This window comes from Streptomyces sp. NPDC056987 (assembly GCF_042673865.1).
GTDB lineage: Bacteria > Actinomycetota > Actinomycetes > Streptomycetales > Streptomycetaceae > Streptomyces.
Window position 1 is genome coordinate 1 of record NZ_JBHURV010000051.1, and the last position, 23576, is coordinate 23576.

The window sequence follows — 23576 nt, forward strand, 5'->3', positions numbered from 1 at the left end:
TAGGTGTACTGACCCGCGTCAACAACCCCGCGGGTCAGTACACCTAGGCCGCGACGACTGCCTCGGCGTGCCGCTGGATTGCGGTCACCGTCCTTCTCGTTCAGCTCCAGGCCGTGGGCCGCAGTGACAAGGTCCTCCGCCGCAGCAATGACCGAAGCGGTGCCGCACAGCTGGACCCCGAGCAGTGCGCCGACGAGTTCGGCGCCGACCTCCCACCTCTGGGGGGCGCAGCGGCAGATGTGCGGTGCGACTTACCACTCGTTCGGGTGAGGTGATGGCCGGTCATGGGAGGTCAGGGTTCGGGGGCCGCTACGAAGGACGCGTACGCATGTGATCTTCGAAAGGGACCCGTTGTGCGTTTCCGTTCCGCTGTCGCTCTTCTCGCCGCTACGGGCGCGCTGTTCGCACCGTTGTCCGCGGCGGCAGCCACCCCGGCTTCCGGCCTTCTCGCTACTCCCGGTGACGTCCTGGCCATGCCGTTGAACGATGCTCTGGGGGCTGTGATCGTTGAGGAGGAGGACCGTACCGGGTACAAGCGCACACTGTTCCGGCACTGGGTGGATGCCGACCGTGACGGCTGCGACTCCCGCGCCGAAGTACTCAAGCAGGAAGCGGTCGTCGCCCCCGCGCAAGCGGCGGGCTGCAAGCTGAGCGGTGGCCGCTGGTACAGCGCCTACGACGACCAGTACATCGACGGACCGAGCGGACTGGACATCGACCATCTGGTCCCGTTGGCGGAAGCATGGGACTCCAAGTAGGCGGAGTTGGGCTCAACGCATCATTCTGCTCCCGCACGCTGACGGCGCGGGGTAGGTCGGGGATGGGGTTGTCACTCGTAGAGGTGACGGTAGATACGTTCTGACCTGCGGAAGGGCGTTCAACGCCACGATGTTGCATCTGATGCAACTCTCGGAGGCGGCATTGAGCAGGGCGAGTTTGCCTGGGGCGGTCCGGCTTGTGCGGGCGGCGAATGTGGCCGCGTTGGATCCGGAGGCGGCGATGTTCGCCGCGATGCTGACCGGGTGGGAACAGCAGCAGCGCAGTCGGCTGCTGACAAAGAAGACAATCAGCGACCGGGTCAGTCTGGTGCGTCGGTTCGCCGAGTTCACCGGCACCTACCCCTGGGACTGGGCCCCCGAGGACGTCGAGGCGTACTTCTCCGCCAGGCTCTCGCGCGGCGAGCTGGTGTGGTCGACGGTGCGGGGGCAGCAGGGCGACTTGGAGATGTTCTGCGCGTTCATCACCGACGCGCGGTACGGCTGGGCGGTGGCCTGCTCGGAGGAGTTCGGCCGGTTCCCGGCTCAGGTGTGTCACGACTGGAACACCGCAGCTCACGTCGTGGAGTACGAGGGACGGCCCGGACGGCGGGCGCTGACGTTCGACGAGCTCCAGATGTTCTTTGATGCCGCCGATGATCGGGTTGAGGAGACCCGCCGGAAGCGGCGCAAGGGGGTGCTTGCGGCGTGGCGGGACGCGATCCTCCTCAAGCAGGTCTACGCCTACGGGACGCGGCGCCGGGAGACGGTGATGCTGGATCTGGCCGACCTGCGGCGGAATCCGCGGGCGCCGCAGTACGGGCGGGTGGGGGCGGTGGAGGTGCGGTTCGGAAAGGCGTCGCGGGGGAGCCCGCCTAAGCGGCGGACGGTACTGACGGTTCCGGAGGTCGAGTGGATCGTCCCCCTCATCGAGGAATGGGCGGCCGAGGTGAGGCCCGGCTTCTCTCCAGGCCGGCATCCGGCGTTGTGGGTTACGGAGCGGTGTGGCCGGATCGGGGTGCGGCGCCTGGATGAGGTGTTCGCTTCGGTGCGCGAGCGCGCCGGGCTGCCGGGCGAGCTGGACCTGCACTGCCTGCGGCACACCTACATCACGCACCTCGTCGAGTTCGGCTATCCGGAGCGGTTCGTGCAGCAGCAGGTCGGACACGCCTACGGCTCGACGACAGCCTTGTACACGTGGGTGTCTGACGAGTACCGCAACCGGCTGATCGAGAGCGCGCTGCGGCGACGGCTGGAGGCCGGCACGAAGGAGGAGGGGGCGCTGTCGTGGTGAAGCGCATGGAGATCGTGTGGAACCTGCGCCGGTTGATGGCCGAGCGGGACATGTTCCAGACCACCGATCTGATCCCAGCCCTGGCCGAGCACGGGGTCAATCTCTCCCGAGAGCAGGTCTACCGCCTCGTCACTCAGGTCCCGCAGAGGCTGTCGATGGACGTGCTGGCCGCGCTCTGCTCGATCCTCCACGTCACCCCGGCGGACCTGATCACCGTCACCGAGACCCACGTCCAGGTCGCCAAGACGACCGCGACCGGCGAGACCACCACCGCCGCAAAGGCCCCGCCGGCACGCCGAGTACGCCTGACCCGACCGGGAGACCGATGACCGCCCCCGCCTCCACCCCGGAAACCTGGCGGGAACTCGCCCGCCTGATGACCTCCTCCTTCCCCGACCTTGCCGCTGCGGACGCGGCCCGGATCGTCGCCGACCTGACCCCAGCCGCCCGCGGCCGCATCCGGGCCCACCTCACGGCCCACCCCGACGCCCTGGTCAGCGGCGCATCCTCCGCACCCCGTTCCGTCCAGGCCTTCATCACCACCCTGACCGACCGCGGGGTCACCGGAGTGCGGGCCCCGGCCTGCCTGCGCTGCGGACGCGTCCGGCCACTGCGCCGGGCCGTCCCGGGCGGCCGGGTCTGTCTCGGTTGCGAAGGAACCCTCGCCAACCGCGGCAACATCGGCGCCTGCACGGTCTGCGGAACCATCGGACCACGACCGAGCAGGAACACCTGCGCGGCCTGCCGCCGCCGGCAGGCCGCGGCGACCCGCACCTGCTCGGCCTGCGGCAAACCGGCCGAACTGGACCCCTGCTCGAACTGCCGCCCCCGGCCGGCGACCCCATGCGCGCTCTGCCACACAACTGCCCCCGTGACCGCACGATGGCCGCTCGGCCCCGTCTGCACCCCCTGCTACCGGACCGCCCGCAGCCACCCCATGCCCTGCCCGGACTGTGACCGGGCCCGGGTACTGATCGGGCGCGCCGAGCACCGCCGGGTCTGCGGGCCCTGCGCCGGCGTCCCCGACCCCTACGCCTGCGAACGTTGCGCCGGACCGCGCTCCTACAAGGTCGGCCGACTCTGCGACCGCTGCGCCGTCGCCGACCACCTGGAGGAGCTCTTCACCGACGTGCCCGAAGCGGTGGGCAGCGGGCCGCTCGCGGCGATGCGGGCGGCGCTGGCCCAGGCTCCGGATGCGGGAACGGTCCTGAACTGGCTGCGCGGCTCCCGCTCTGCCCGCCTCCTGCGCGACCTCATGACCTCAGGCCGCCCGCTCTCCCACACCGACCTCGATGCCACGATCGACGGCCGTGGCACGGCGATGACCGCCGAGTACCTGCGCGGCCTGCTGACCGCCTACCAGGTTCTGGAGCCCCGGGCCGAACTCGCGGTGCGGATCGTCCGGCACCTGGAACGAACCGTCGCCCGGCACCCCGAGCACGGAGCCCTGCTCCGCGCCTACGTCCGCTGGTCCCTGCTGCCCCGCGCCAAACGCCACCAGGCCGTCCGGGCCGGCGGAGTCAAGCACCGGATCCGCTGGGCCTACACCCGCATCAACCTCGCCGCTGAACTCCTCACCACCACCGCCGGCCACGGCCTGACCATCGCCACTCTCGACCAAGGCCACCTCGACACCTGGCTCGCGGCCAACCCAGGAACACGCTACGAAGTCCGTGACTTCGTCGTCTGGGCCCACCGCCGCCACCACGCCCGCGACCTCCTCGTGCCGCACCGCCCGAAGGCCGACCCGGTCGGCCTGGTGGAGGACTCCCACTGGGACCTCCTACACCAGTGCCTCACCGACACCCGCCTCGACCTCGACGTCCGGGCCGCCGGCGCGATCCTCCTGCTGTTCGGCCAGCACCTCACCCGGATCGCTGCCCTGCCCACCACCGCCCTGACCGCCGAAGACGGGACGACGTTCCTCACTTTGGGCAGGACCCCGATCCCACTCCCCACCACCCTGGCCGACCTCTTGACCACCCTCGCCGACCGCCCCGCTCCCCAGGGCTGGGCCGCGAACACGAGTGCCGGCTGGCTGTTCCCCGGCCACCTGCCCGGCGCCCACATCTCCGCCGCGGCCCTCAGCCGACGCCTGGCCGCCTGTCACATCCCCAACCGGCCCGCCCGGACCACCGCCCTGGTGGCCCTCGCTTGCGACCTGCCGCCCGCGGTCCTCGGCCCGATGCTCGGCCTCCACCCGATCACAGCCGTCCAGTGGCGCCGCCGCGCCGCCACCGACTGGGCCGCCTACCTCCAAGCACGCCAGCGTGCCCTTACCGACGGGCCTCCATACCCCGGGCCCTGATTCGATCGTCATGCAAGTCCGCCAGGCCGTGCCGGCCTGTTATCCGCCCTGTGGGGCCGATTTCGGCAGATCTACACTGAGCTGCGAGAACGCTACGGGGGAACAGGATCATGGGCGTGGGTACGGGTACGAGCAATGCGGTGGACGGCCAGTCTTCCCTGATCTCCGCGGTCCAGGCTGGAGACACGGATTTGGTGAGGATCCTCCTCCACGAGCACAGCGACTCCGACTGCCTGGACGCCGCGTTCTGCCTGGCCGTCCGGATGCACGCCGGGCGCATCGCCCAACTGCTGCTCCAGTACGGTGCGGATTCGGGCCAGAGCCGCCCCGATGACCTCATCCCCCTGAGTGAGGCGGTCGACTCGGGTTCGCCCGCTCTGTTCGAGGCGCTCCTGGACCACGAGATCCGCGGCAGGTATCCCGAGAGCGAACTCCTGGAGGCCCGGGACCTCGCGCGCCGCTGGCACGAGACGGGGGTCGAGGCCGAGCTGCGACGCCGTACCGGATCCCGGGACGCTGTCGGCCGTAAGCGGGTTCAAGACGGTGAGTACGACAGCGTCGTCGAGTTCACCCTTGGTGGCATGACTGCGCGGGACGGCCATGGGGCGATCCTCACGTATGTCGAGGAACTGCTCGGGGTACGAACCTCGTTCGAGGAGCTGATGGACCGTGCGTTGGCCCAGGTCGATCAGCAGGACCATGCAACGTGGAGCCGTGCCAGCCTCCAGTTGAGTGGACGGCGGGAGGAGGCGACCTGGGCCGCTGCGGCGGTACTGCGTACGAGCCCGGACCCATCCCGCCGATTGTTCGGTGCCGAGGTGCTCCGCCTTATTCATCTGTTCGACGACAGCGACGAGGACGCGTTCGCTGGTCCCGCTCTGGACCTGTTCACCGGCTGGGCGGCCGCCGAGACGCACCTCGCCGTCCTCACCGAGGTGCTGGTCGCTCTTGGAGAACACAGCGACCCCCGCGCGGAGGCGGCCCTTCTGCCCCACGCCGGCCATCCCGATGCCCGGGTACGGCGTGCGGTGGCGCAAGGGCTCAGTGCCTTGTCCTCGCCGCCGGCCTTTTCCGGCGATGCTCGCACGGCGTTGCTGGGGCTGATGGCCGATCCGGACGCGGTGGTACGGAAAACCGCCTGCCGCGTGGTTGCCGAGGGCAGGGACCACGATCCCGCGTTCGCGGACGCCATGGCAGCTGTGCTGGACGATACGGACCGTCTGGTCCAGTTGGCTGCCGTCTACGGGCTCGCCCTCCGCGACGACGAAAGGTGCGTGGAAGCAGCACGCCTTCTCGGCCCGCCGCAGCGCGGTTCCCTGGAAGAGGAGGGCTACCTCGACGCGGCGTGGCGTTACCAATGGCGCCGCGACGGCGGCTGAACGTCCCCGCCTGTGCCTGTCAGCTGCTCCGGAGCCGGGAATACCGCACGGTTCGAATGACGCTCCCCGCCAGCTGGCGCGTCACGCTGGTCACCGGCCGAACGGCAGGAGTACGCCAACGACCTCAGCGCGGAACGGAGTCTGATCGCCGTCTCGGCAAGGACCAACCGGTCCAAGGCCGACCAGGATCCGGCGACCTGGATGCCGCCAGCCGAGGGATACCGCTGCCAGTACGTCGCCGACTGGATCGCCACCAAGCTCCGTTGGCGGCTGACCATCGACCCGGAGGAGAAGACCGCGCTCTCGGAGAAGGCTACGGGGTGCCCCAACCTCCCCCTCCGGGTCACCCTCGCCCGTTGACCACCGGCCCCTTTGCCTTACCCCGCCTCCGGCCTGCGGTGCGAGGATTGCGCCCTGCCTGAAGGCCACCCGTCGGCGGGTCCCGGAGATAAGGCCCGCCGACCGGCGGAAGCAGATCAGGTCAACCGACCCAATAGAGCCGGTCAATGCGACACTTTGTTGCGTTGACCGGCTTTGTTGTTGTTCTGGACGTGATCTGGCCCTCTGCAGGTTCGCAGAGGGCCAGATGTGTTTGTGCTGGTCAGGTGTGGTGCAGGGGGTGGGGTGGGTCAGGGCTCGGGGGTGTTGTCGGGGAGGTAGCCGCCCAGGGTCCAGCGGTGGGGGTTGCTGAGCTTGTGGCGGTTGGAGGGCCGGCGGCGGGCGGGTTGGTGGTGGGTCTGGAGGGTGTCGAGCCAGCTGGAGAGTTTGCGGTGGTTGGCGTGGGCGATCTGGAAGGCGAGGAGGAGGGACTGGGCGGCGATTCCGCGGATGCGGCGGGTGCGGGAGCGTTCGATGGCTTCGTGGTCCTTGGCGTAGCCGTTGAAGTGCTCGACGCGGTTGCGGAGGCGGAAGTAGTGGTGGACCCAGAGGGGGCGGCCGTGGTCGAGTTCCTGCCAGTGGCGGATGCCGATGTCCCGGGCGAAGGTCAGTGACTCGCGGCGGCAGATTTCCGGGGGCCCTGTCGGTGTGGGGGTGATGTCGATGAGGGGCAGGCGGGGGTCACGGCCGAGGCTGCGGCGTTTGGCCGGGCAGGCGACGGTGGGACGGGTGCCTGCTGCGGGGCAGAGCATCCTTCGTGCGCCGCGGTGGTCGGGGGCGGCCTTGGGACGCAGGCGGTAGGAGGCGCGGGCGTCGACGCGGGCGCGCCAGGTGTGTTTGTCGATCTTTTTGTTGAGGAGGTCGGAGGTGGTGGTGATGAGTGCTTCGGGGATGTGGGGGCAGTACCAGGTGCCGTCGACGAGGAGGGCGCCGGCGTGGGAGTCCTGGATGCCGAGTTGGTCGATGCGGTAATCCCAGACGGGGCGGTAGCCGAGGTCGCGGACGGGGATGTGGAATTTCTCGGGCTGGGCGGAGTTGTAGGCGCGGTCGGCGGCGAGCCAGCCGGTGGGGTAGTTGCGGCGGTGCATGTCGCGCAGTGCGGTGACGGCGTTGCCGGCGGGGTCGTGTCCGGGTTTGTCGACGGTGAAGGCGAGGACGAGTGCGGGCAGCGGCGGCTTGTGGCCGTACACGGGGCGTTTGGTGGTGCCGGGCGGGGTGGTGGAGGTGTCGCCGGTGACGATGAGGGTGGCTTCGAAGCCGAAGAGGTAGCGCTTGGCCTTGCGGGTCCTGCGGCTGCTGCCTGTGTGGGGTGTGGCGGGGTCGCGGTGGTCGCCCTCGCGGACGTACCAGGCGGCGTCGGGGTCGGTGGTGCTGATGCCGCGGGAGAAGGTCCGGATCGGGGTGGCGTCGAGGCCGACCGAGCCGTCCCAGAACTCCTCGATCACTGGCCTGGCCGGGGCGAGGGATGCCTCGACGATGCGGTTGGTGACCTCGACGAGGAGCTGGTGGCGGACGGCGAGCTGTTCCGGGTCGGCGTCCTGTTCCAGGCGCAGGGCTTCTGCGCGCGGGAGACGTCGTTTGGGCAGTGGGGAGGGGTCCATGACGGCTTCGGCGGCGTGAAAGGTGCGTCGTACGGCGAGGTAGGCGGCTTCGAAGCCGTCGGCGGTGTCGGGCCCTGCGGGCAGGGCGAGCTGGGTGCGTGCGGCAGGGGTGAGCTGGTGAGCGAGGATGTCGGCGACCTCGGCCAGCACGACGCGTCCCTGGTTGCGCCAGGAGCTGAGGGTCATGGCGGTGAACAGGGCCTTGAGGCTGACGGTGCGGGTGCGTCCGGCGTTGGACTTGCGGTTCTGCTGCTGTGCCTGATGGATCAGGGGGATGACGCCGGAGCGTTCGACGAGCTGGCGGCCACGGGTGAAGTCGGCGGCCCTGACGTGTCGGCGGCGCCGGCGCAGCTGGTGCAGCCAGCAGGGTGTGCCGGTGCGGTCGCCGGGGAGCGGGTCGTGGTGGTTGTGGGTCACGGCATCTCCCTGAGGGTGGTGTGGGCCTGCTCGGCGCTGGTGCCCTTGAGGTAGGGCAGGAGCCGGGAGAGGGCGTGGAGGGAGTCGAGTCCTGCCGCGGCGAGCAGGACGGGCAGGGGGATGGGGATGTTCATGCGCTCGACGAGCCAGGTGGCGCGGCAGCGGCCCATGACCAGGCGGGGTGTGCGCGGGTCGTGGGCGGCGCGGTAGACGAGGTCGGTGATGGTGTTGCTGGTCCGGGCGAAGCAGGCGGTGCGGAAGAGGTAGCCGGTGCCGGTGTGTTCGGCGGCCTGGCCAGGGTGCGTTCGTAGGGGCGGGAGCAGATGATCAGGCGGGTGCGTGCGCCCCTGACGGTGGACACGCAGGAGCCGTCCGACAGGACGCGTACGTCGGGGCCGCGCAGGGGGATGGTCTCGTTGGTGTCCAGGCCGAGGGCCAGCAGCAGGCGCAGTCCGCGGCGGAGTTCGTCGGTGGGCTGGCCGCCGGCCCAGGCCCACAGGGCGGCTTTGTCGTTGGGGCTGTAGGGCTGGGAGGGGTCGGACTCGGAGAGAGGGACGGGGCGTCCGCCGGGCAGGTCGGGTCCGAAGACGGCGGTCCTGATGGCGGTGAGGCAGGCGCGGTAGTTCGCCCGGGTGGCCTCGGTGACTTCCGGGCAGCCCGCAGCGGCGAACTGCTCGACCATCGCCGGGGCCAGCCACAGGCGGGCGTCCTGGCGCTGGCCCGGCAGGTCGGCCTCAGTAACACCACGTTCCGCCGACGCTTCCCCGACATCGCTCAGGAGCTCGGCACCCTCTGCTCGACCCCGGCCAGCACCGCTGGCGGGCTTACAGTACCCGCGGATCCGGGCAGCGAGTAGCGTCCACTGCAAGTGCCGAAGTTCGAGGCGCCGAGCGGGCCGGGCGAAACGGATGTGCCGTCCAGCGTGTTGACGGGGTATTGGGCCGGGCCGCCGATACGTTCCGGATCATGCGCCTGCGAACCCTCCTGCTGGCCGCGGCCCTGGCCGCAGCCGTCACCCCCACCACGGCAACAGCCGCCCCCGCCACCACCTATTATCTCGACTGCCAGAGCGGCGCCGTCGACGCCACCGGCACTTCACCCGCGGCCCCCTGGCGCACCCTCGCCCAGGCCAACGCGCACACCTACGTCCCCGGCGAGCGCCTTCTCCTCAAACGCGGTACGAAATGCGGAGGTGTACTCGCGCCCAAGGGAAAGGGAGCGGATGGGGCGCCCGTCCAGATCGACGCCTACGGGAGAATGAGCGACAGCAAGCCGCACATCGAGGGCGGGGGTGCCCGCGCCGCGCTCCTCCTCACCAACACCGAGCAGTGGGAGATCCGCAACCTCGATCTCTCCAACACCGGCCCCGACACCACCACCGACCGCCGCGCGGGCCTCTACGTCGAGCTCACCGACTACGGCGTCGCCCATCACTTCGTCGTAGAGGACGTCGACGTCCACGACGTCAACGGGGCCGAGTTCAAGGACCCGGACCCGAGCGGGGGGATCCTCTTCACCGTGAAGGGGGCCAAGACCCCCACCCGATTCGACGACGTCCGGGTCAGCCACTGCACCGTCCGCCACGTCGACCGCACCGGCATCGCCAACCCTTCCACCTGGACACGCGCTTCCGGGGCCGCTCAGATCCAGTCAACCGGAGTGGTGTTCACGGACAACGACGTGTACGACGTCGGGGGTGACGGCATCGTCGTCCTGACGTCGCGCGGCGCCCTCGTCGAGCGCAACTACGTCAACGGGTTCAACAGGCGGTCGGCCGACTACAGCGCCGGCATCTGGGCCTGGGACTCCGATGAGGTGCTGTACCAGTACAACGAGGTCACCGGGGGCCACGGGACGATGGACTCCATGGCGTACGACGTCGACGGCGGCAACAACCGCAACGTCTACCGCTACAACTACAGCCACGACAACGAGGGCGGATTCCTGCTCGTCTGCAACGGCAAGAACATGGTGAGCAACGGGAACCGTGTCCACGACAACATCAGCATCAACGACCGGAACACGGACCCGCAATACGGCGTCGTCTCCGTCCTGTGTGACGCCTCCACCGATACGCGCGTCTACCGAAACACCATCGTCACCAACCGGTCCGACACCGCGCTCGTCTCCAACAAGGGCCTCACCGGTGTCACCTTCGAGGACAACATCTTCGTGGGCGCGGCCACCGCACAGGGCTCCCCCATCCGCGACACCCTCAGCACTTACCGCAACAACCTCTACTGGCACACCGACCAGACCCGGGACACCGCGGGCGTCCGCGCCGACCCGCTGCTCAGCTCCGCCTCGCCCACCACCCCGGACGGCGTACGCCTGAGGAGTGGCTCACCCGCGCATGGGGCCGGGTCCGTGAAGGCCGGCGTGGACGGGACCGCGTACGACTACTTCGGGAACCGGATTCCGGATCCGCCCAACATCGGCGCGGACCAGGCCGGCTGAGCGCAGAGCGACCGGATCAGGCACGTCTCGCCGTCGTGCTGAGCCGAGCGCGACGTCACGGCGTTCGGCCCTGGCTGCGGGTGTGCCGTCGAGTCATGAGCGCGATCGTGGCCCACGCGAGGCGGATCGCCTCGCATCCGACCAGCGCTCGGCCGGAAGCATGTCCCAGCACGACGATGCCCTCGGGGCGGGCCCCAGAGCTCGGCCCGATCATGCCGACAGAAGAAGGAGAAGACGGACGTGAGTGCGTGGACTTCCGTGTCAAAGCTGACGGTAATTCTCGACAGCGGCCAGCACCAGGGGGCGCTGAACCAGGATAAAATTGGAGTGGTGATCAGCATCCAGCCGACCGACGACGACGGGAACCCTGTTGTCGTCGACATCGGCGTCCTGTACGACAAGGTGCTGCTCATTGATTTCGTGGACGGAAGCCTCCTCCCCAAAGACGATAAATCTGCCCTGAACTGGTGCTGGATTAAAGACAAGGAATTCAAACCGAACCCGGGTATGACACCGCAGATCAAATACATCGTGAAGCATGCCGTTTTCTCAGATGACAGGAAGGTCAGGACGTTCGGGGTCCGAGTCGAATTTGAGGGAAATAAATACCTCTACAGCTCTCTGAACGGCACGTATCAAAGCTCCGTCCAAGTCGAGGCACTGCGATGACAGGCGTCAGCGAGGTGCCGCGAGCGTGGGTGTAATCCCGTTCCTGTGACGCTTGGTGCGGCCGGACCCGGCTCGTTCGCGTCAGCCCTGTCGAGTTCGGGGAGAAGCGCTGAAGCGATCCGCCGAACAGGCGGATCCGGAGTCCGTCGATCGGGGAATATCGGAGCCGCGAGTCGGCGAGTCCCATGAAGCCGGCCCTTTGGGCGGGCATGCTGGGCAGCGGAACAATGAACCGTTCAGGCATCCGGAAGGGCGACGCGCCTGACCTTGCCTGTACTCCTCCACCGCGGGAGAACTCTACTCCCTCAGGATGCGCACCAGGAGAGAAAATGTCGGCAATGGCGTACGGAATTGTCAACGCGAACGGCAGCAAGAGAAACGGGCAGGGGTTCTCGTCGAGTAAAGTCGACAAAGGGCACTACATGATCAATTTCTCGCCCAGCTTCACGGCGGAACCCGCCGTCGTCGCCACCATTGTGGACGAGGGGTACACCTGGAATGTCGCCGTTCACGCGATCACGCAGGAGAACTGCAGGATCGAGGTGGGAAACGTGAAGAGGGACGAAGGGCTCGACGATATGCCCTTCAGCTTCATCGCCGTGGGCTGACCGAAGGTCCGGAGCTTCCAGGGACCAGCGATCCCGCCGCTGTGGAGCGTGGACACAGAGTGCCGCTACCGCCGGTCGGCGCCCAACGGGGCGGCCGGCCGGCGCCGCATTGCGGCGCCCCCTGCTCCATCCGCAGCGCGCTGTACGCCGGTCGGAGTCGTCGTCCGGCGCGCCTCGGTGGCCGGTGGTGCGCCACGGCTGATGATGCCGGGGACATAGGCACGCGGCAGGCTGCATCACAGCGGTAGGCGCGACAAAGCATGGCAGACCGGGTGCCCGGTGCATTCCGATATCGGAAGGTTCTGGCGTGAGTCCGACGTCCCAGGTGTTCAGCCATGCCACCAGTAACTTCTCCAGCGCGGTGTCCGGTGGTGTCGATCCCCGGACGGGGCTGTTCGGCGTGCGGATCGCACTGGGCGACCTCATCGGCAACCGCGGCCTCGGCCCGTCGCTGCCGCTGACGCTGTCGTACTCGCCGCTGACCAGTACCGACATGGGGCTCGGGCAGGGCGTGTCGCTGGGCCTGACCACGTACGACGTCGACGAGCGGCTGCTGACCCTCGCGAGCGGCGACCAGTACCGCGTCCAGGAGACCGGCACGAAGGTCGTCCTGCAGCAGCACAAGCTCGACACCGTGCACATCGCCCGGGACCAGGAACGCAACCGCTACCGGATCGCGCACAAATCCGGTGACGTGGAGGAGCTGACCGGGCCCGGGAACGGCCACAGCCTCAAGGTGCCGACCACCCTGCTGACCCCTACCGGGCACCGCCTGGACCTGAACTGGGACTTCACCGCCGGCCCGCAGCCCCGTCTGACGGCGGTCAAGGACGAGCAGGAGGAGAAGTACGCCACATTGCTGACCGTGACCTACACCGGCCAGTCCAAGACCACCCTCCATGTGCTGCCCGGGCAGGAGGAGGGCTACGACGTCGAACTGCGGTTCCGCAACGGTCTGCTGGGGAGCGTCCACCACTTCGGGACCGGGCCGGACAAACCGCCACTGGTGTGGGAATTCACCCACACCGCGGTCGGGGACCAGGGGGAGTGGGGTTCCTGGATCACCGGCATGAGCATGCCGGGCGGGATGACCGAGACGGTCTGGTACCGCAACGACGGGCACTGCTTCCCCGCGACCGCGGACATGCCGCCGCTTCCCTGCGTGTACCGGTACGTCCAGACGCCAGGCGGGGGCCAGCCGCAGATCGAGGCGGCGTACGACTACACGGACACGAACTTCCTCGGCGGCCATTCCGACGTGGACTGGGACAGCTCCCGGGACTGCCTGTACGACGTCCTGACGCAGTACACCTACGGCTCCACGGAGTCGCGGACCTGCGCGGGCCAGACCACCCGGACCACCCGGACGTACAACAACTACCACCTGCTGACCACCGAGAAGCAGCAGCAGAACCACTGCTCGCACACGGTGGAGACCCAGTACTACGCGGTGACCGGCAAGCCGTTCGAGAAGCAGGTGCCACAGTTCCAGCTCCCGAAGAAGCACACGGTCACCTGGGCGGACTCCCGGCAGGGCACGTCGCGCGTCGAGATCACCGAGACCGCCTTCGACACGTCGGGCAACCCGCAGTCCCGGACCGAACCCGACGGCAGGCGGACCACGTGGACGTACTACCCGCCGCAGGGGAACGCCGACTGCCCGCCCGATCCCAACGGGTTCACCCGCCTTCTCCAGAGCGTCGTGCGCAAACCTTCGGACACCGCGGGCGCCTTCCCCGACGCGCCCACCCATACGACGACCTACCGCTACACGGCCTACGACGTCCCGGCCAAGGACTCCCCGGTGAAGAAGGCCGTACTGAAGTCGGAGGAGAAGCACTACGCCGGAACCGACCGGCTGCTGCAGGGCAAGACCTGTTCCTACAACACTTCGGACACACGGGAGTTCGGCCGTCTCACGGGCCTGGTCGAGACGGAGTACGACGACACCGGAGCTGCCGCCTGCCACACGACCCACACGTTCGTCTTCTCCCTCGACAAGGACACGCTGGTACAGGCCCACACGACGGCCGTCCAGGTGTCCTCCCAGGACCCGCTCACGCTGACGCGCTCACAGAAACGCTCACGGTTCACCGGACGCCCGTGCTCCGAAACCGACACACAGGGCGACGTCACGGAGATGACCTACGACCGTCTGGGACGCCTGCTCACCCGCACCACGAACGCGACCGACACCACCTACCGGGCGACGGAGCACCACGTCTACGAGACGAGCGGCGCCTTCGCGTTCACCGCGCAGTCCACGGACGTGCTGGGCAACCGGATCCGCGACAGCTACGACGGCGCGGGCCGGCTCGTCCAGATCGAGCACAGCGACGTCCGCGACGACGGCCAGAGCCAGGACTGGTACGTCACCCAGCGGCAGACCTACGACGAACAGGGCCGTCCCGCTTCGGTCACGGTGTTCGACCAGCTCCCGGACGGCACGGAGAAGACCCAGCTGACCCGGACGTTCGTCCACGACGACTGGGGCCAGGTCAAGGACACGGTCGACAGCGACGGAACCACGCACCGCACCCTGACCGATCCGGTCGCACGGACCACCACCACCCAACTCCTCGGCGCAGGCGGCGTGCGGACCGGCAGGGAGGTGACGACCCACGACCAGCGGGGCGAGCCGGTGAGCGTGGAACGGTTCGACCTCGACGAGAAGTCAGCGGGAAAGCGCACCCTGAAACGCGACGGCTGGGGACGCGTGCGCAGCGAGACCGACGAGATGCAGCACACCACCCGGTACGACTACGACCTCCACGACCGGCTCGTCACCACCACCCTGCCGGATGACACCACGAAGATTACGCACACCTACGCGCCCTTCTCCTCGGACACTCTGCTCACCGGGATCCGGGTGAACGACGCGCACTACGGCACGCAGGAATTCGACGGTCTGGGACGGCTGAGGTCCACCACCTCGGGCGGACGCACCTGGTCCCACCACTACACCGCGGACCACGACCCGCTGCCCGCCTCCGTCACCCTGCCCGACAAGAAGACCACCCACGAGTTCCAGTACGTCCGGCAGCTCGGCAACGTCCTGTCCCAGGTGACGGCGGACGGGATCTGGCAGAAGTTCGAGCACGATCCACTCTCCGGCTTGCTGCGGCAGGCCAGCGAGGGCAAGAAGGACAGCAACGCCAAGGTCACGATCACCTGCGCCTACCACCGCTCGGGCCGGCTGCATAACGAAACGCTCTCCGGCCAGCCCGACCGCACCGCGACCTGGGACTACACCGTGGGCGGCCTCGAGCACAGCTACCAGGCGGTGGACGGCAAGGTCCAGCGGATCGCCCGGGACGCCTTCGGCCGGGTCACCGGCGCCGTGGACCCGGACATGGAGACGGCGCTCCAGTACGACGCCCTCGGCCACGTGGTCAGATGGACGGGCACGGACCCCCAGACGAAGACCACCCTGACCACGGCGCTGGCCCTGGACGCCTTCGGACGCGAGAAGACGCGCACGGTCACCGACGGTCAGAGCACGACATGGACCCTGGAACACACCTGGCAGCCGAACGGTCTCCTCAGCCGCAGAACGTTCATGCGTGGCACGTCGACGCTGAGGGACGAGACCTTCGCCTACAGCACACGCAATCAGCTCACCGCCTACACGTGCACGGGTGAGGCGCCACCGTTGGACGGCCAGCGCAAGATCACGGGGCAGACGTTCGTCCACGACGCCTACGGCAACGTCACCAAGTGCACGACAGCCTTCGCGGAGGGCGCCAGCGCCAAGGCCGAGTACAAGTTCGACAACAAGGATGATCCCTGCCAGCTGACCGGTATCCGCACAGCTTCGGCGCAGACCGATCTGAGCTATGACGCGGTCGGGCGGCTGACGAAGGACGACGCCGGACGCTCCCTCACCTACGACGTGCTGGGCCGTTTGTGTAAGGCGGGCGAGGCGAGCACCTACGGATACGACCCGCTCGACCGGCTGCTCACCCAGAACAGTGCCGGCACCACCAGCACGCTGTACTACCGCGACGCCCAGCTCGCCCTGGTGACCGAGGGCGAGCGGACCACCCGCCTGCTCCACCTCGGCACGGCCTGCGTGGCCCAGCACCGCAGCGGGGCGGGTCAGAGCGAAACCCGGCTGCTGGGCACGGACGGCAAAGGCACCGTACTCATCGCCGCCGCCGGCAAGAACCACGAGGAATCCGCCTACACCGCCTACGGACACCGCACGGCAGGCGGCGAGACGAGCGTCCTCGGCTACGACGGCCAGCGCATCGACCCGGCGACCGGCTGGCTCCACCTGGGCAACGGCTACCGCGCCTACCACCCCGTCCTGATGCGGTTCACCACCCCCGACAGCCTCAGTCCCTTCGGCGCCGGCGGGATCAACCCCTACGCCTACTGCCTCGGCGACCCGGTCAACCGCACCGACCCCACTGGCCACCTCAGCTGGGGCACCTGGCTCAACGTCGGCATCGCCGCCCTGGGCGTGGGCCTGGCAGTCTTCACCGGCGGCACGTCGATCGCCGCGGCCGTCGGCGTCTGGGCTACCGTCGCAGCCGTCACCGCCACCACCCTTGGCATCACCTCAGCCACCACCGCGGTCTTCGCCGCCGCCGAAGAAGAGAGGTCCCCCCGAAACTCCTTCATCCTCGGCATGGTCTCCCTCGGTACCGGCCTGGCCGAACTCGGAGTCGGCGCCGCACCGGCGGGCTCCCGGCTCCTCGGCGCCGCCGGACGCAGTCTGTCCCGGTTCGCCGCGCGGAGTGGCAGTCACACCATGCCGGCGGAGGAGGCGGCCGCGTTCTCGCAGGGAGGAGCCGCCTACCGGCGGTACCTCAACTCGCTCCCGGAACACACATTCGGCGGAGGTGGGAGACGGCCTCCCACGCGAACCCCCGCCCGAGCAGCGGTGCCTGAGCCCCCGCCAGAACCCGCCGCTAGGGGCACGGCCGCGCTTCGGCAGCGCCGAATCATGTTCCACTACACCACGGACGAGGGCCGCGCGAGCATCCTCCGTAGCCGGGAACTGAAACCGTCGAAAATCTACACTGACCCGAAAACTGGCCGGGAGGTCAATCATGCGCATGCTGGACCCGGGCAGTACCTGACGGACCGCGCGCCCCAAACCTTCAGATCGCTGAAGGATCGGTCATATACATTCGTGAATCACAGGAGGCAACCGCACAAGTATTCCCAGTACGTAACCATTGACGTGACCGATCTGAACGTCGTGCAGCCCTGGCCAGACCGCCCCAATGTGTTCTATCTCCGCAATGAGGAGTCACTCAATCTGAAGGATCGACTCCTGTATCCGTAGGCCACAGCAGGGTCGGAACCAAGAACCTCCCGAGCGAAATCAGGGTCGAGCGTTGTGGCGCGGGCGGAGCCATGCGCGGTGCGTCTGCGGCCGAGCCCTCCGGCCTCACAGCTACCCGATGACCGGGACCTGGGACGCCTGCAAGGACATGTGGCGCAACACCATCATCGGCACGCAGAGCCAATTCCTCACGGACCTCAATGAGCAGACGAAGCCTCTCGTCACCCCGGACACCGTCCTCACCTACGCGGTCAACCCCGACGACGGGCAGGTGGACTCCGACAGCGTCGAGCTGGACGGAGCTGTGAACCTCATGGCCAACCCGTACCTCCCGGACGGCCCCATCTGCGGTTCAGAGCTGCACAACTCAATCCTGGTCAGGGGCAATGTGGCCACCGACTCCATGAACTTCCTCCGGTTCGGGGCCGCCGGAATCAGCGAGCAGACCTCACCGACCAGGGACCCGCAGGCCAGCGCCCACGTCGCCGATGAACACGCTCTTCGTGCGCGCCCTGACGTCGACAATATTGCCTCCAGGACTTCGTAGCCGCGTCAAACCGTATGAATCCGAGCCGGTGAGCCCTCTGGGCCAGTGCCCAATACCTGCATGCAGTGCTGCCCACGAGCGAGTTCATGGGCAGCGCCGCGTAGTGAGTGGCCCTTGCGTTCACGGAGCCGGCGACACCCGGCAAACCAATCCGTGCGTTCGATGGCCCCGTATGTCGGCTGAGCCGCTTCAGAGGGAAATGATCTTCTTCGCCATGGGAACAGCAGCTTGCCCTCACAGAGAACATGACAGGTTAGACGATTGTGTCGGTTGACCGATCAGGCGGCGACGCAGGTCCGGTACACCGACGCCAGAGCCAGCCGCCAGGGTTCTGCTCGGGTACCTCGTACACGTGGTCCTGCCTGCCGGGCGGCGGTCACGCATCGGCACCTGCAGCCCTCGCAGAGGTACGAGTGGGTACCCTTCCAGAAACCCAGTCCGTCCCTTGGGCTGCCCTCCACCGTTCCTCGGTGAACTTCACGCCACAGCCCGCAATGGTGGCACAGGCAGGCCGCACGTTCGGCTGCCTTCTACTCGGCCGCGCGTCTTACCTTTGCTTCGTGTTCCATCTGCCGGGCCCACGCCGCCTCCTGCCCGCGGACTACGGCGACCTCGCACCGAGGGGTTGCCAGGCGTGCACGGGGCCGTGCTCAGCCCGCGGGGAATCACCCTCGTGGCAGGGCCTGGACCAGCAGACCGCCGGGCATGTTGCGTGCACAACTCTTCGGCGCGAAAAAGGGGATCTCATAACGCGTGCGTGGCGGACAGTCAGTGTGGTCCGCGCTTCGAGCGGGCGGGGGGGGAGCAGTTCGGGGCCGATCCGGCCAAGATCACTTCGCGCTTTCAGTGGACTGCTCTGTTGTTCCGTGGGCGCTGCCCGGCAGTGAGGCGAGCAGTTCGTTGAGTCCGTCGCATATCTCTCTGTCCCGCTGGTGGAGGAGAGCGGCCAGGCAGGCATGATCTATGAGGAACGCTTCCATGTCGCAGCCGCCGGCCGGCTACGACCCGCCGCTACAGCCCGGGTACTACCCGCCCCAGCCTCCGCCCGGGCTGCTACCAACCCCCAGCCCTACTAGCCGCCGCAGAAGCCGGTCGGCCCCGAGGCTCCGAAGATCAAGAAGGGCACGTTCCTCGAAGCGAATACCTTCAAGGGCAGCGCGCTCCAGGGCAAGGCGAAGGCCAAGGTCGAAGCCATCCTCGTCGACGAGGACGGCCAGGGCCTGCCAACCGGCTGATCCACTTCTACGTCGCCGGCGGCGGCCAGGAACTCGGCTCCGCCCGGACCAACGGCCAGGGCAAGGCCGTCTTCGACACCGGCAGCCACATCAGCGACCCCCAGCTGATGTCCACCGCGGCCCTGTCCGGCTACGTCGCCGAGTTCAAGGGCAGCTTCAACACCACCCTCTGAACTCCCGGCCACCGAAGCCACAACAGGCGGGAGAGCACCGAACAAGCCCGACCGCTCCCCCGCGCAGCAACCAAGCAGCACGACTCCACCGCGACTCCCACGGCTGCACACTACGGATGTCCCGTCCGGCTGCCACCACACCGGACGGGACATCCCGCGTATACCACCCGCCCCTACCCGTACTCGGGGCAGGGACGCGGTGGCGCGAAGGCCGCGGTGCAGCTGTAGGGGCCGCTTCCTGCCGACGGACAGGTTTGCCCGGTACTCGTCGGCGTGCTACGCGCCGCAGAGTGTGGTGTTGTTCTTCAGCGAGTGCGTAACGTCGTTGAGCTGGTAGGAGCGCAGGTCGTGGAGAGAGCCTCCGTTGGCCCCCACGCACACGTGCCGGCCGAAGTAGTTGTCCTTCTGGTAGACCCGTGCGGTCCGGCCGCTGTTGTTGATCACTGAGCTTCCCGCGTTTCTGATGTAGTCCGGCAGGTGCCGGACGCTACCGTCGACGGCGCGCTTGACGTAGGGCTGCCCGACGAAATTGATGTCGGGATAGATGCACACGAACCCCTGGGGACACGCAATCTTGTCCCGGGCCTGTGCGACACCCGTGCCGGCGCGATCCGGGATGGCCTGGGCGGGTGAGGTGCCGGCGAGTACCGCGGCCAGGGCCACGGTCGTGCCGGCGAACGCCAGCATCGTACGGGCGCGCAGAAGGCGCATGGGCTGTTCCCTTCGGTAGTTCTTCACGCGGCACAGCAATGACGCGGTGCGTCAAGGAGGTAAGAGACGTGCCGGTCCGGGTAGTTGTCGGCGAGTCTGGTGAGGAGGCTGTGAGCAGCGCACCGCCACGCCGACGGACCCCAGGTGCGGGGCAGGGCACGCGAAGGGGGTATCCAGGCGGATCGGTTCTGCATGCGGCCGACCGCCGAGATTCATCCGGACGGGTTAAGCAGCGACACCCGGCCGGGCTCAGGCACCACAACCACCGTGCCGGGCACCAGGATCCGCAGCAGGGAGCGGACGAGACAGCAGCACGGCGCGGGACGGCAGCAGAGCGAGGCACCGGAGGCAGCGCGGAAGGGCGGCGGGCCTCGCAGCACCGCCGTGCCGTCCGGATGGCGCGGCGCCGGAGTGGCGCGCCCGCGCAGGGAACCGCGGCGGTCGGACGCGGCGACTGCGGAGTCGTGGGCCGAGGCGTTCAGCCGAGCCGGATGCCATGGCAGCCGGCTCGCCGGACTGAGCTGACGTGCGAGAGCCCAGCCCGCGTCAGCCCATGAGTACGTCGATGAGCTGCGGAGAGTTTGCACCACGGCCCTACGGCGAGAAGGTCCGCAACATGGGCGTCACGGCAACCCCGATCACCACGTGCACGAGCACCGGTTGCGGTGCGTACAGCATGTCGGGGTGGCGTGGGGCGCAGCACACCTCGATCCTGCGCGGGTCGCGACTTAATGATCTTCCCGCTGCCGACGTAGGTGCGTGCCCGGCCCACATCGCACCGTACGAAGGGCGCCGCCCTGAACCTCGGTGCCGGCCGACCCAAGGAGGGGGTCAAGAGGTGCAGTACGTGTCCACGATAACGGCCACGATCTTCCACGCCTCGACCCCGTCGACCGAGGTACCGCCGCGGTACCGGTAGGCGGCGTTCTTGATCACAAGCCCCTTGTCCTCGCCCTTGCGGATGTCGTCACAAACGGACACCGAGCGACTGATCGCGCGGCCCTCTTCGACCGTGAGAGCCGGATCGATGGCCGTCAGTTCGGCGACGAGATCCTTCTCCTGCTCCGGAGTGGGGCGGAGGAACGCACTGCTCGCCGTCGGCGACGGAGCCTTGCTCGGGCAGCTCCGGCCGTCCGGCACATCGAACTCCCTGTCGCCGTCGGCGAGGCGGTTGTCCACGGCGACGGTGCCGCCGCCGGAGCAGTTGATCGTGACGAAGTACGCGGCGTCATCGGTGGCCTCGGACAGGGCGTCGTCGATGACCGCACGCAGCTTCTCGGTGCCGTCGACCTCGATCTCGTTGGTCGGGCTGTTGCCGCTGCCATCCCGCTTGAGGATCTTGTACGCGGGTGCGTAGGTGGCCGACTCGGAGTCGGTGTCGGCGCCCTCGGGGGCGCAGCCGACGATCCCGGCGAGCAGCACAGCGCCGATCAGGGCGGCCGTGGTGGTGCGGGTACGCAAGGTCTCCCCCTGGGATGCAGATGCATCTTCATCATCCGCGAGGAGGGAGGCGACGGGGCGGAAACGATGGAGGCGACCACCATTTGGGTGACCCGCACCTGATCCGGGCATGGGTGAGCCGGCACCTCTTGTGAAGCACGATGTAGGTCGGCATGCCGTTTCACTTGCTCCGCGCGATGTCCCGGCCCCGGCAGAAAGGCCACGTCGACGCGCGAACCGCCGGCGTCGGCAGTGCTCTCGCCGGTCGCTGTCTTGGGCAGCGGGATCCGCGAGGAAGCGGACGAATTCCCGACCGGCCAGTCACCTGTCGGGGACGGCGCGTGCGGGACTGATGTTGGAGGTCGCCCAAGCCATGGGGAGGGATTGTGCGGCATGCCTCACCCGGCTGTTGTAGTCGGGGCGTGGCGTGTTGGGCCGTTCGGGTGGGCCGGGTGCTGGGAGGCGTGCGGGGGCGGCGCGATGATTTGCGGCGGTGGCGCCCTGGGCGGGGCGGTGGCCGGGATGGGCGGGGGCGCAGGCGCGCGCGGTCGGGTTGCTGGGGGGTTTCGTGCTGATGGGGGGCCGCTTCCCGGGCGCCCCTCTCAGGGGGCAGCTTCTCGGGGTGCGGCTTGATTGCAGCGGGACTGGCGTGTGGCGTGTACCCACCATCCGGCTCTTTTCCGTGACCGGGCCATTTCTCTGCGTAGCGGCCCGGTGAGTTTCGCACTACCTTCAAACTCATGACGACTGCACCCGCAGAAGCCAACTTCTCCGACCTGATCAACTCGCCGACCGACACCGTTCACCGCATGCAGGACAACCCGCGAAAGGGCATCTGCCTCCACCGAAGGGGATCCGAAGAAGACCTCTACCTCACCACCGCAGCCCGCGCCGAAGAAGTCGTACAGGTCGTCGACACAACCACACGCATGTTCGTCGCCCTCATGAAGACCGACCCGATGGCCGTGGAACTCCTCACCCGGGTATTTCCCGATGCGTTCCCCTGGGTGCGGTTCCTGCCGCAGAAGTGCGTGCAGGAGTTCCTCGTCGAGCTCATCGAGACCGCCCGCTCCAGCACGGAACTCGGGCTGGTTGCGCCCATCGCCCGGCTCGTCACCCAGTGGCGGCACACCGCCGAGGTGTACTCCGACCCCGACCTCCTGGCCCGGCTCACCGCCGAAGACCTCGGAGACGACTACGGCCCCACACCCTTACCCCTGGTGGACAGCGAGTGAGCTACGGCAAAACCGACCCGGTCCCACCACCCCCGGGACCGGGCGAGTACGACGTCCGGTTCTCCACCCTCAGGGCGGCGGAGGGCTGGAAGCAACTCTGCAAGCAGGCATCAGGAAACGCTCTGGCCGCCTGGAAACTCATGCGCACGAACCCCTCACCCAACCCGTGCACGAAACGCCACGACCGGCTGAAAGGCCCCCTGAGTACGGCAGTTCGCAACGGGCGCGCCTATCCCCAGTGGCAGATCGAAGTCACTGGCGGCGGCCGACTGTGGTATCTGCTGGACTCGGACAGGCAGACAGTGTGGCTGCGCGAAGTCCACATCGGACATCCGAAGAAAACAGAATAGGAGGGGCCCATGGCAGGCATAGGCAACCCCGTCCGGACACTCCGGACGGGGTTTTCAGCTGTCCAACCCCAGCCCGCAGTCCGGTGGTCGTCGGCCGGCAAGCAGCCGGGACTCAAGAAAGTCCCGACCGAAGAGTCTCTCGCCTGATCCTTCCGCGCTTACTGGAGGACGGATGACCTCCATGCTGCCATGGCCTGGTCGCGCCGGCCTACCGCACGTCCGGACCGCCGCGCGCCGCGGGGTGCCACTCAAGGTTCAGAGAAGCGCAGAAGCCGGGTGACATCGTCGTCGTACAGTCCCGCCTGCTGAGTCTCGCCGACATCGCCATCGCCCGGCTCCAGTACCTCGGACTCGGCTCACCTCCGCTCGCGCGGAGAAGACGCAGTGAACAGACACCCCTGACCTGGCAGTTCCGGTTCACCCCCGCTCGCGCGGGAAGCACGCCTCGTCCGGGTTGATCGCCTTGGACGTGTTCGGTTCACCCCCGCTCGCGCGGGAAGCACCTGGATAGTGGCGACCTTGGAGCCCTTGGGGACGGTTCACCCCCGCTCGCGCGGGAAGCACGTGGCAGATCAACATGTTGGGTGCCATGGGCCCGGTTCACCCCCGCTCGCGCGGGAAGCACGACACCCGCCGGCCGAACGAGGACCGAACCGACGGTTCACCCCCGCTCGCGCGGGAAGCACTTTTCCGCTCCCTACAGTGCGGTTTTTCGCCCCGGTT

The 23576-nt window shown here is 68.3% G+C and carries 17 protein-coding genes, 1 pseudogene and 1 CRISPR repeat array (1 of these 19 running past the window's edge); of the genes and pseudogenes, 13 read left to right on the plus strand and 5 right to left on the minus strand.

All coding sequences use genetic code 11. From position 1 onward, the window contains the following. Nucleotides 1–500 precede the first annotated feature (500 nt). The 6 genes and pseudogenes from ACFTZC_RS37215 to ACFTZC_RS37240 all read left to right on the plus strand — a co-directional run. Complete coding sequence (locus ACFTZC_RS37215) at nt 501–758, plus strand: hypothetical protein (RefSeq protein WP_382897859.1); 258 nt, start codon at nt 501–503, stop codon at nt 756–758. 142 nt (nt 759–900) lie between these two features. Further along, complete coding sequence (locus ACFTZC_RS37220; protein WP_382897862.1) at nt 901–2049, plus strand: tyrosine-type recombinase/integrase; 1149 nt, start codon at nt 901–903, stop codon at nt 2047–2049. After that, nucleotides 2043–2378, plus strand: coding sequence for a helix-turn-helix domain-containing protein (locus ACFTZC_RS37225; protein WP_382897863.1), 336 nt, complete (start codon nt 2043–2045; stop codon nt 2376–2378). The genes ACFTZC_RS37220 and ACFTZC_RS37225 overlap by 7 nt, the downstream gene beginning before the upstream one ends. After that, nucleotides 2375–4357, plus strand: a complete 1983-nt coding sequence (locus ACFTZC_RS37230; protein ID WP_382897865.1) for a hypothetical protein — start codon at nt 2375–2377, stop codon at nt 4355–4357. Before ACFTZC_RS37225 ends, ACFTZC_RS37230 begins: the two co-directional genes overlap by 4 nt. 194 nt (nt 4358–4551) lie before the next feature. After that, the gene (locus tag ACFTZC_RS37235) at nt 4552–5736 is read left to right on the plus strand and encodes a hypothetical protein (protein WP_382897868.1); all 1185 of its coding nucleotides are present in this window, start codon (nt 4552–4554) and stop codon (nt 5734–5736) included. A gap of 87 nt (nt 5737–5823) precedes the next feature. Continuing rightward, a pseudogene (locus tag ACFTZC_RS37240) lies at nt 5824–6096 on the plus strand (DUF1524 domain-containing protein); the annotation flags it as partial. A 269-nt stretch (nt 6097–6365) separates the two neighbouring features. Here ACFTZC_RS37240 and ACFTZC_RS37245 read toward each other — a convergent pair. Genes ACFTZC_RS37245 through ACFTZC_RS37255 form a run of 3 tightly spaced genes read right to left on the minus strand, consistent with a single transcriptional unit; the run spans nt 6366 to nt 8814 of the window. After that, complete coding sequence (locus tag ACFTZC_RS37245) at nt 6366–8132, minus strand: hypothetical protein (protein ID WP_382897871.1); 1767 nt, start codon at nt 8130–8132, stop codon at nt 6366–6368. Next, a complete protein-coding gene (locus ACFTZC_RS37250) occupies nt 8129–8266 on the minus strand; it encodes a hypothetical protein (RefSeq protein WP_382897874.1) in 138 nt (45 codons plus the stop codon). The genes ACFTZC_RS37245 and ACFTZC_RS37250 overlap by 4 nt, the downstream gene beginning before the upstream one ends. Continuing rightward, entirely contained in the window at nt 8263–8814 is a 552-nt protein-coding gene (locus ACFTZC_RS37255) for a hypothetical protein (protein ID WP_382897875.1), read from the minus strand. Before ACFTZC_RS37255 ends, ACFTZC_RS37250 begins: the two co-directional genes overlap by 4 nt. 284 nt (nt 8815–9098) lie before the next feature. On the opposite strand from ACFTZC_RS37255, the gene ACFTZC_RS37260 reads away from it, so the two are divergent. From ACFTZC_RS37260 to ACFTZC_RS37280, 5 genes are all read left to right on the plus strand, one after another. Next, entirely contained in the window at nt 9099–10589 is a 1491-nt protein-coding gene (locus ACFTZC_RS37260) for a right-handed parallel beta-helix repeat-containing protein (RefSeq protein WP_382897878.1), read from the plus strand. Between the two features lie 240 nt (nt 10590–10829). Then, a complete protein-coding gene (locus ACFTZC_RS37265; protein WP_382897881.1) occupies nt 10830–11258 on the plus strand; it encodes a hypothetical protein in 429 nt (142 codons plus the stop codon). 329 nt (nt 11259–11587) lie between these two features. Continuing rightward, complete coding sequence (locus tag ACFTZC_RS37270; RefSeq protein WP_382897882.1) at nt 11588–11866, plus strand: hypothetical protein; 279 nt, start codon at nt 11588–11590, stop codon at nt 11864–11866. A 307-nt stretch (nt 11867–12173) separates the two neighbouring features. Continuing rightward, nucleotides 12174–17162, plus strand: a complete 4989-nt coding sequence (locus ACFTZC_RS37275) for an RHS repeat-associated core domain-containing protein (protein WP_382897885.1) — start codon at nt 12174–12176, stop codon at nt 17160–17162. Between the two features lie 118 nt (nt 17163–17280). After that, nucleotides 17281–17709 carry a hypothetical protein gene (locus tag ACFTZC_RS37280; RefSeq protein WP_382897888.1) on the plus strand — a complete coding sequence of 143 codons (429 nt, stop codon included), beginning with the start codon at nt 17281–17283 and terminating at the stop codon, nt 17707–17709. A gap of 1684 nt (nt 17710–19393) precedes the next feature. Here ACFTZC_RS37280 and ACFTZC_RS37285 read toward each other — a convergent pair. Both ACFTZC_RS37285 and ACFTZC_RS37290 read right to left on the minus strand, forming a co-directional pair. Further along, nucleotides 19394–19828, minus strand: coding sequence for a peptidase inhibitor family I36 protein (locus tag ACFTZC_RS37285; RefSeq protein WP_382897890.1), 435 nt, complete (start codon nt 19826–19828; stop codon nt 19394–19396). Between the two features lie 831 nt (nt 19829–20659). Then, the gene (locus ACFTZC_RS37290; RefSeq protein WP_382897893.1) at nt 20660–21289 is read right to left on the minus strand and encodes a hypothetical protein; all 630 of its coding nucleotides are present in this window, start codon (nt 21287–21289) and stop codon (nt 20660–20662) included. Nucleotides 21290–22008: 719 nt separating this feature from the next. Here ACFTZC_RS37290 and ACFTZC_RS37295 point away from each other — a divergent pair. Both ACFTZC_RS37295 and ACFTZC_RS37300 read left to right on the plus strand, forming a co-directional pair. Next, nucleotides 22009–22503 (plus strand): hypothetical protein, encoded by a 495-nt coding sequence (locus ACFTZC_RS37295; RefSeq protein ID WP_382897895.1) that lies wholly within the window; start codon nt 22009–22011, stop codon nt 22501–22503. Further along, nucleotides 22500–22853, plus strand: coding sequence for a hypothetical protein (locus ACFTZC_RS37300; protein ID WP_382897898.1), 354 nt, complete (start codon nt 22500–22502; stop codon nt 22851–22853). The genes ACFTZC_RS37295 and ACFTZC_RS37300 overlap by 4 nt, the downstream gene beginning before the upstream one ends. 352 nt (nt 22854–23205) lie before the next feature. Continuing rightward, nucleotides 23206–23576: a CRISPR direct-repeat array (repeat unit 29 nt; unit sequence CGGTTCACCCCCGCTCGCGCGGGAAGCAC) (it continues 2165 nt past the right edge of the window).

What these genes read in the sequence shown, in the direction of transcription:
- ACFTZC_RS37230 (WP_382897865.1), top strand. Translation starts at nt 2,375, where the DNA reads ATGACCGCCCCCGCCTCCACCCCGGAAACCTGGCGGGAACTCGCCCGC.
- ACFTZC_RS37250 (WP_382897874.1), bottom strand. Translation starts at nt 8,266, where the DNA reads ATGAACATCCCCATCCCCCTGCCCGTCCTGCTCGCCGCGGCAGGACTC.
- ACFTZC_RS37255 (WP_382897875.1), bottom strand. Translation starts at nt 8,814, where the DNA reads ATGGTCGAGCAGTTCGCCGCTGCGGGCTGCCCGGAAGTCACCGAGGCC.
- ACFTZC_RS37285 (WP_382897890.1), bottom strand. Translation starts at nt 19,828, where the DNA reads ATGCGCCTTCTGCGCGCCCGTACGATGCTGGCGTTCGCCGGCACGACC.
- ACFTZC_RS37270 (WP_382897882.1), top strand. Translation starts at nt 11,588, where the DNA reads ATGTCGGCAATGGCGTACGGAATTGTCAACGCGAACGGCAGCAAGAGA.
- ACFTZC_RS37295 (WP_382897895.1), top strand. Translation starts at nt 22,009, where the DNA reads ATGACGACTGCACCCGCAGAAGCCAACTTCTCCGACCTGATCAACTCG.
- ACFTZC_RS37220 (WP_382897862.1), top strand. Translation starts at nt 901, where the DNA reads ATGCAACTCTCGGAGGCGGCATTGAGCAGGGCGAGTTTGCCTGGGGCG.
- ACFTZC_RS37280 (WP_382897888.1), top strand. Translation starts at nt 17,281, where the DNA reads ATGACCGGGACCTGGGACGCCTGCAAGGACATGTGGCGCAACACCATC.
- ACFTZC_RS37260 (WP_382897878.1), top strand. Translation starts at nt 9,099, where the DNA reads ATGCGCCTGCGAACCCTCCTGCTGGCCGCGGCCCTGGCCGCAGCCGTC.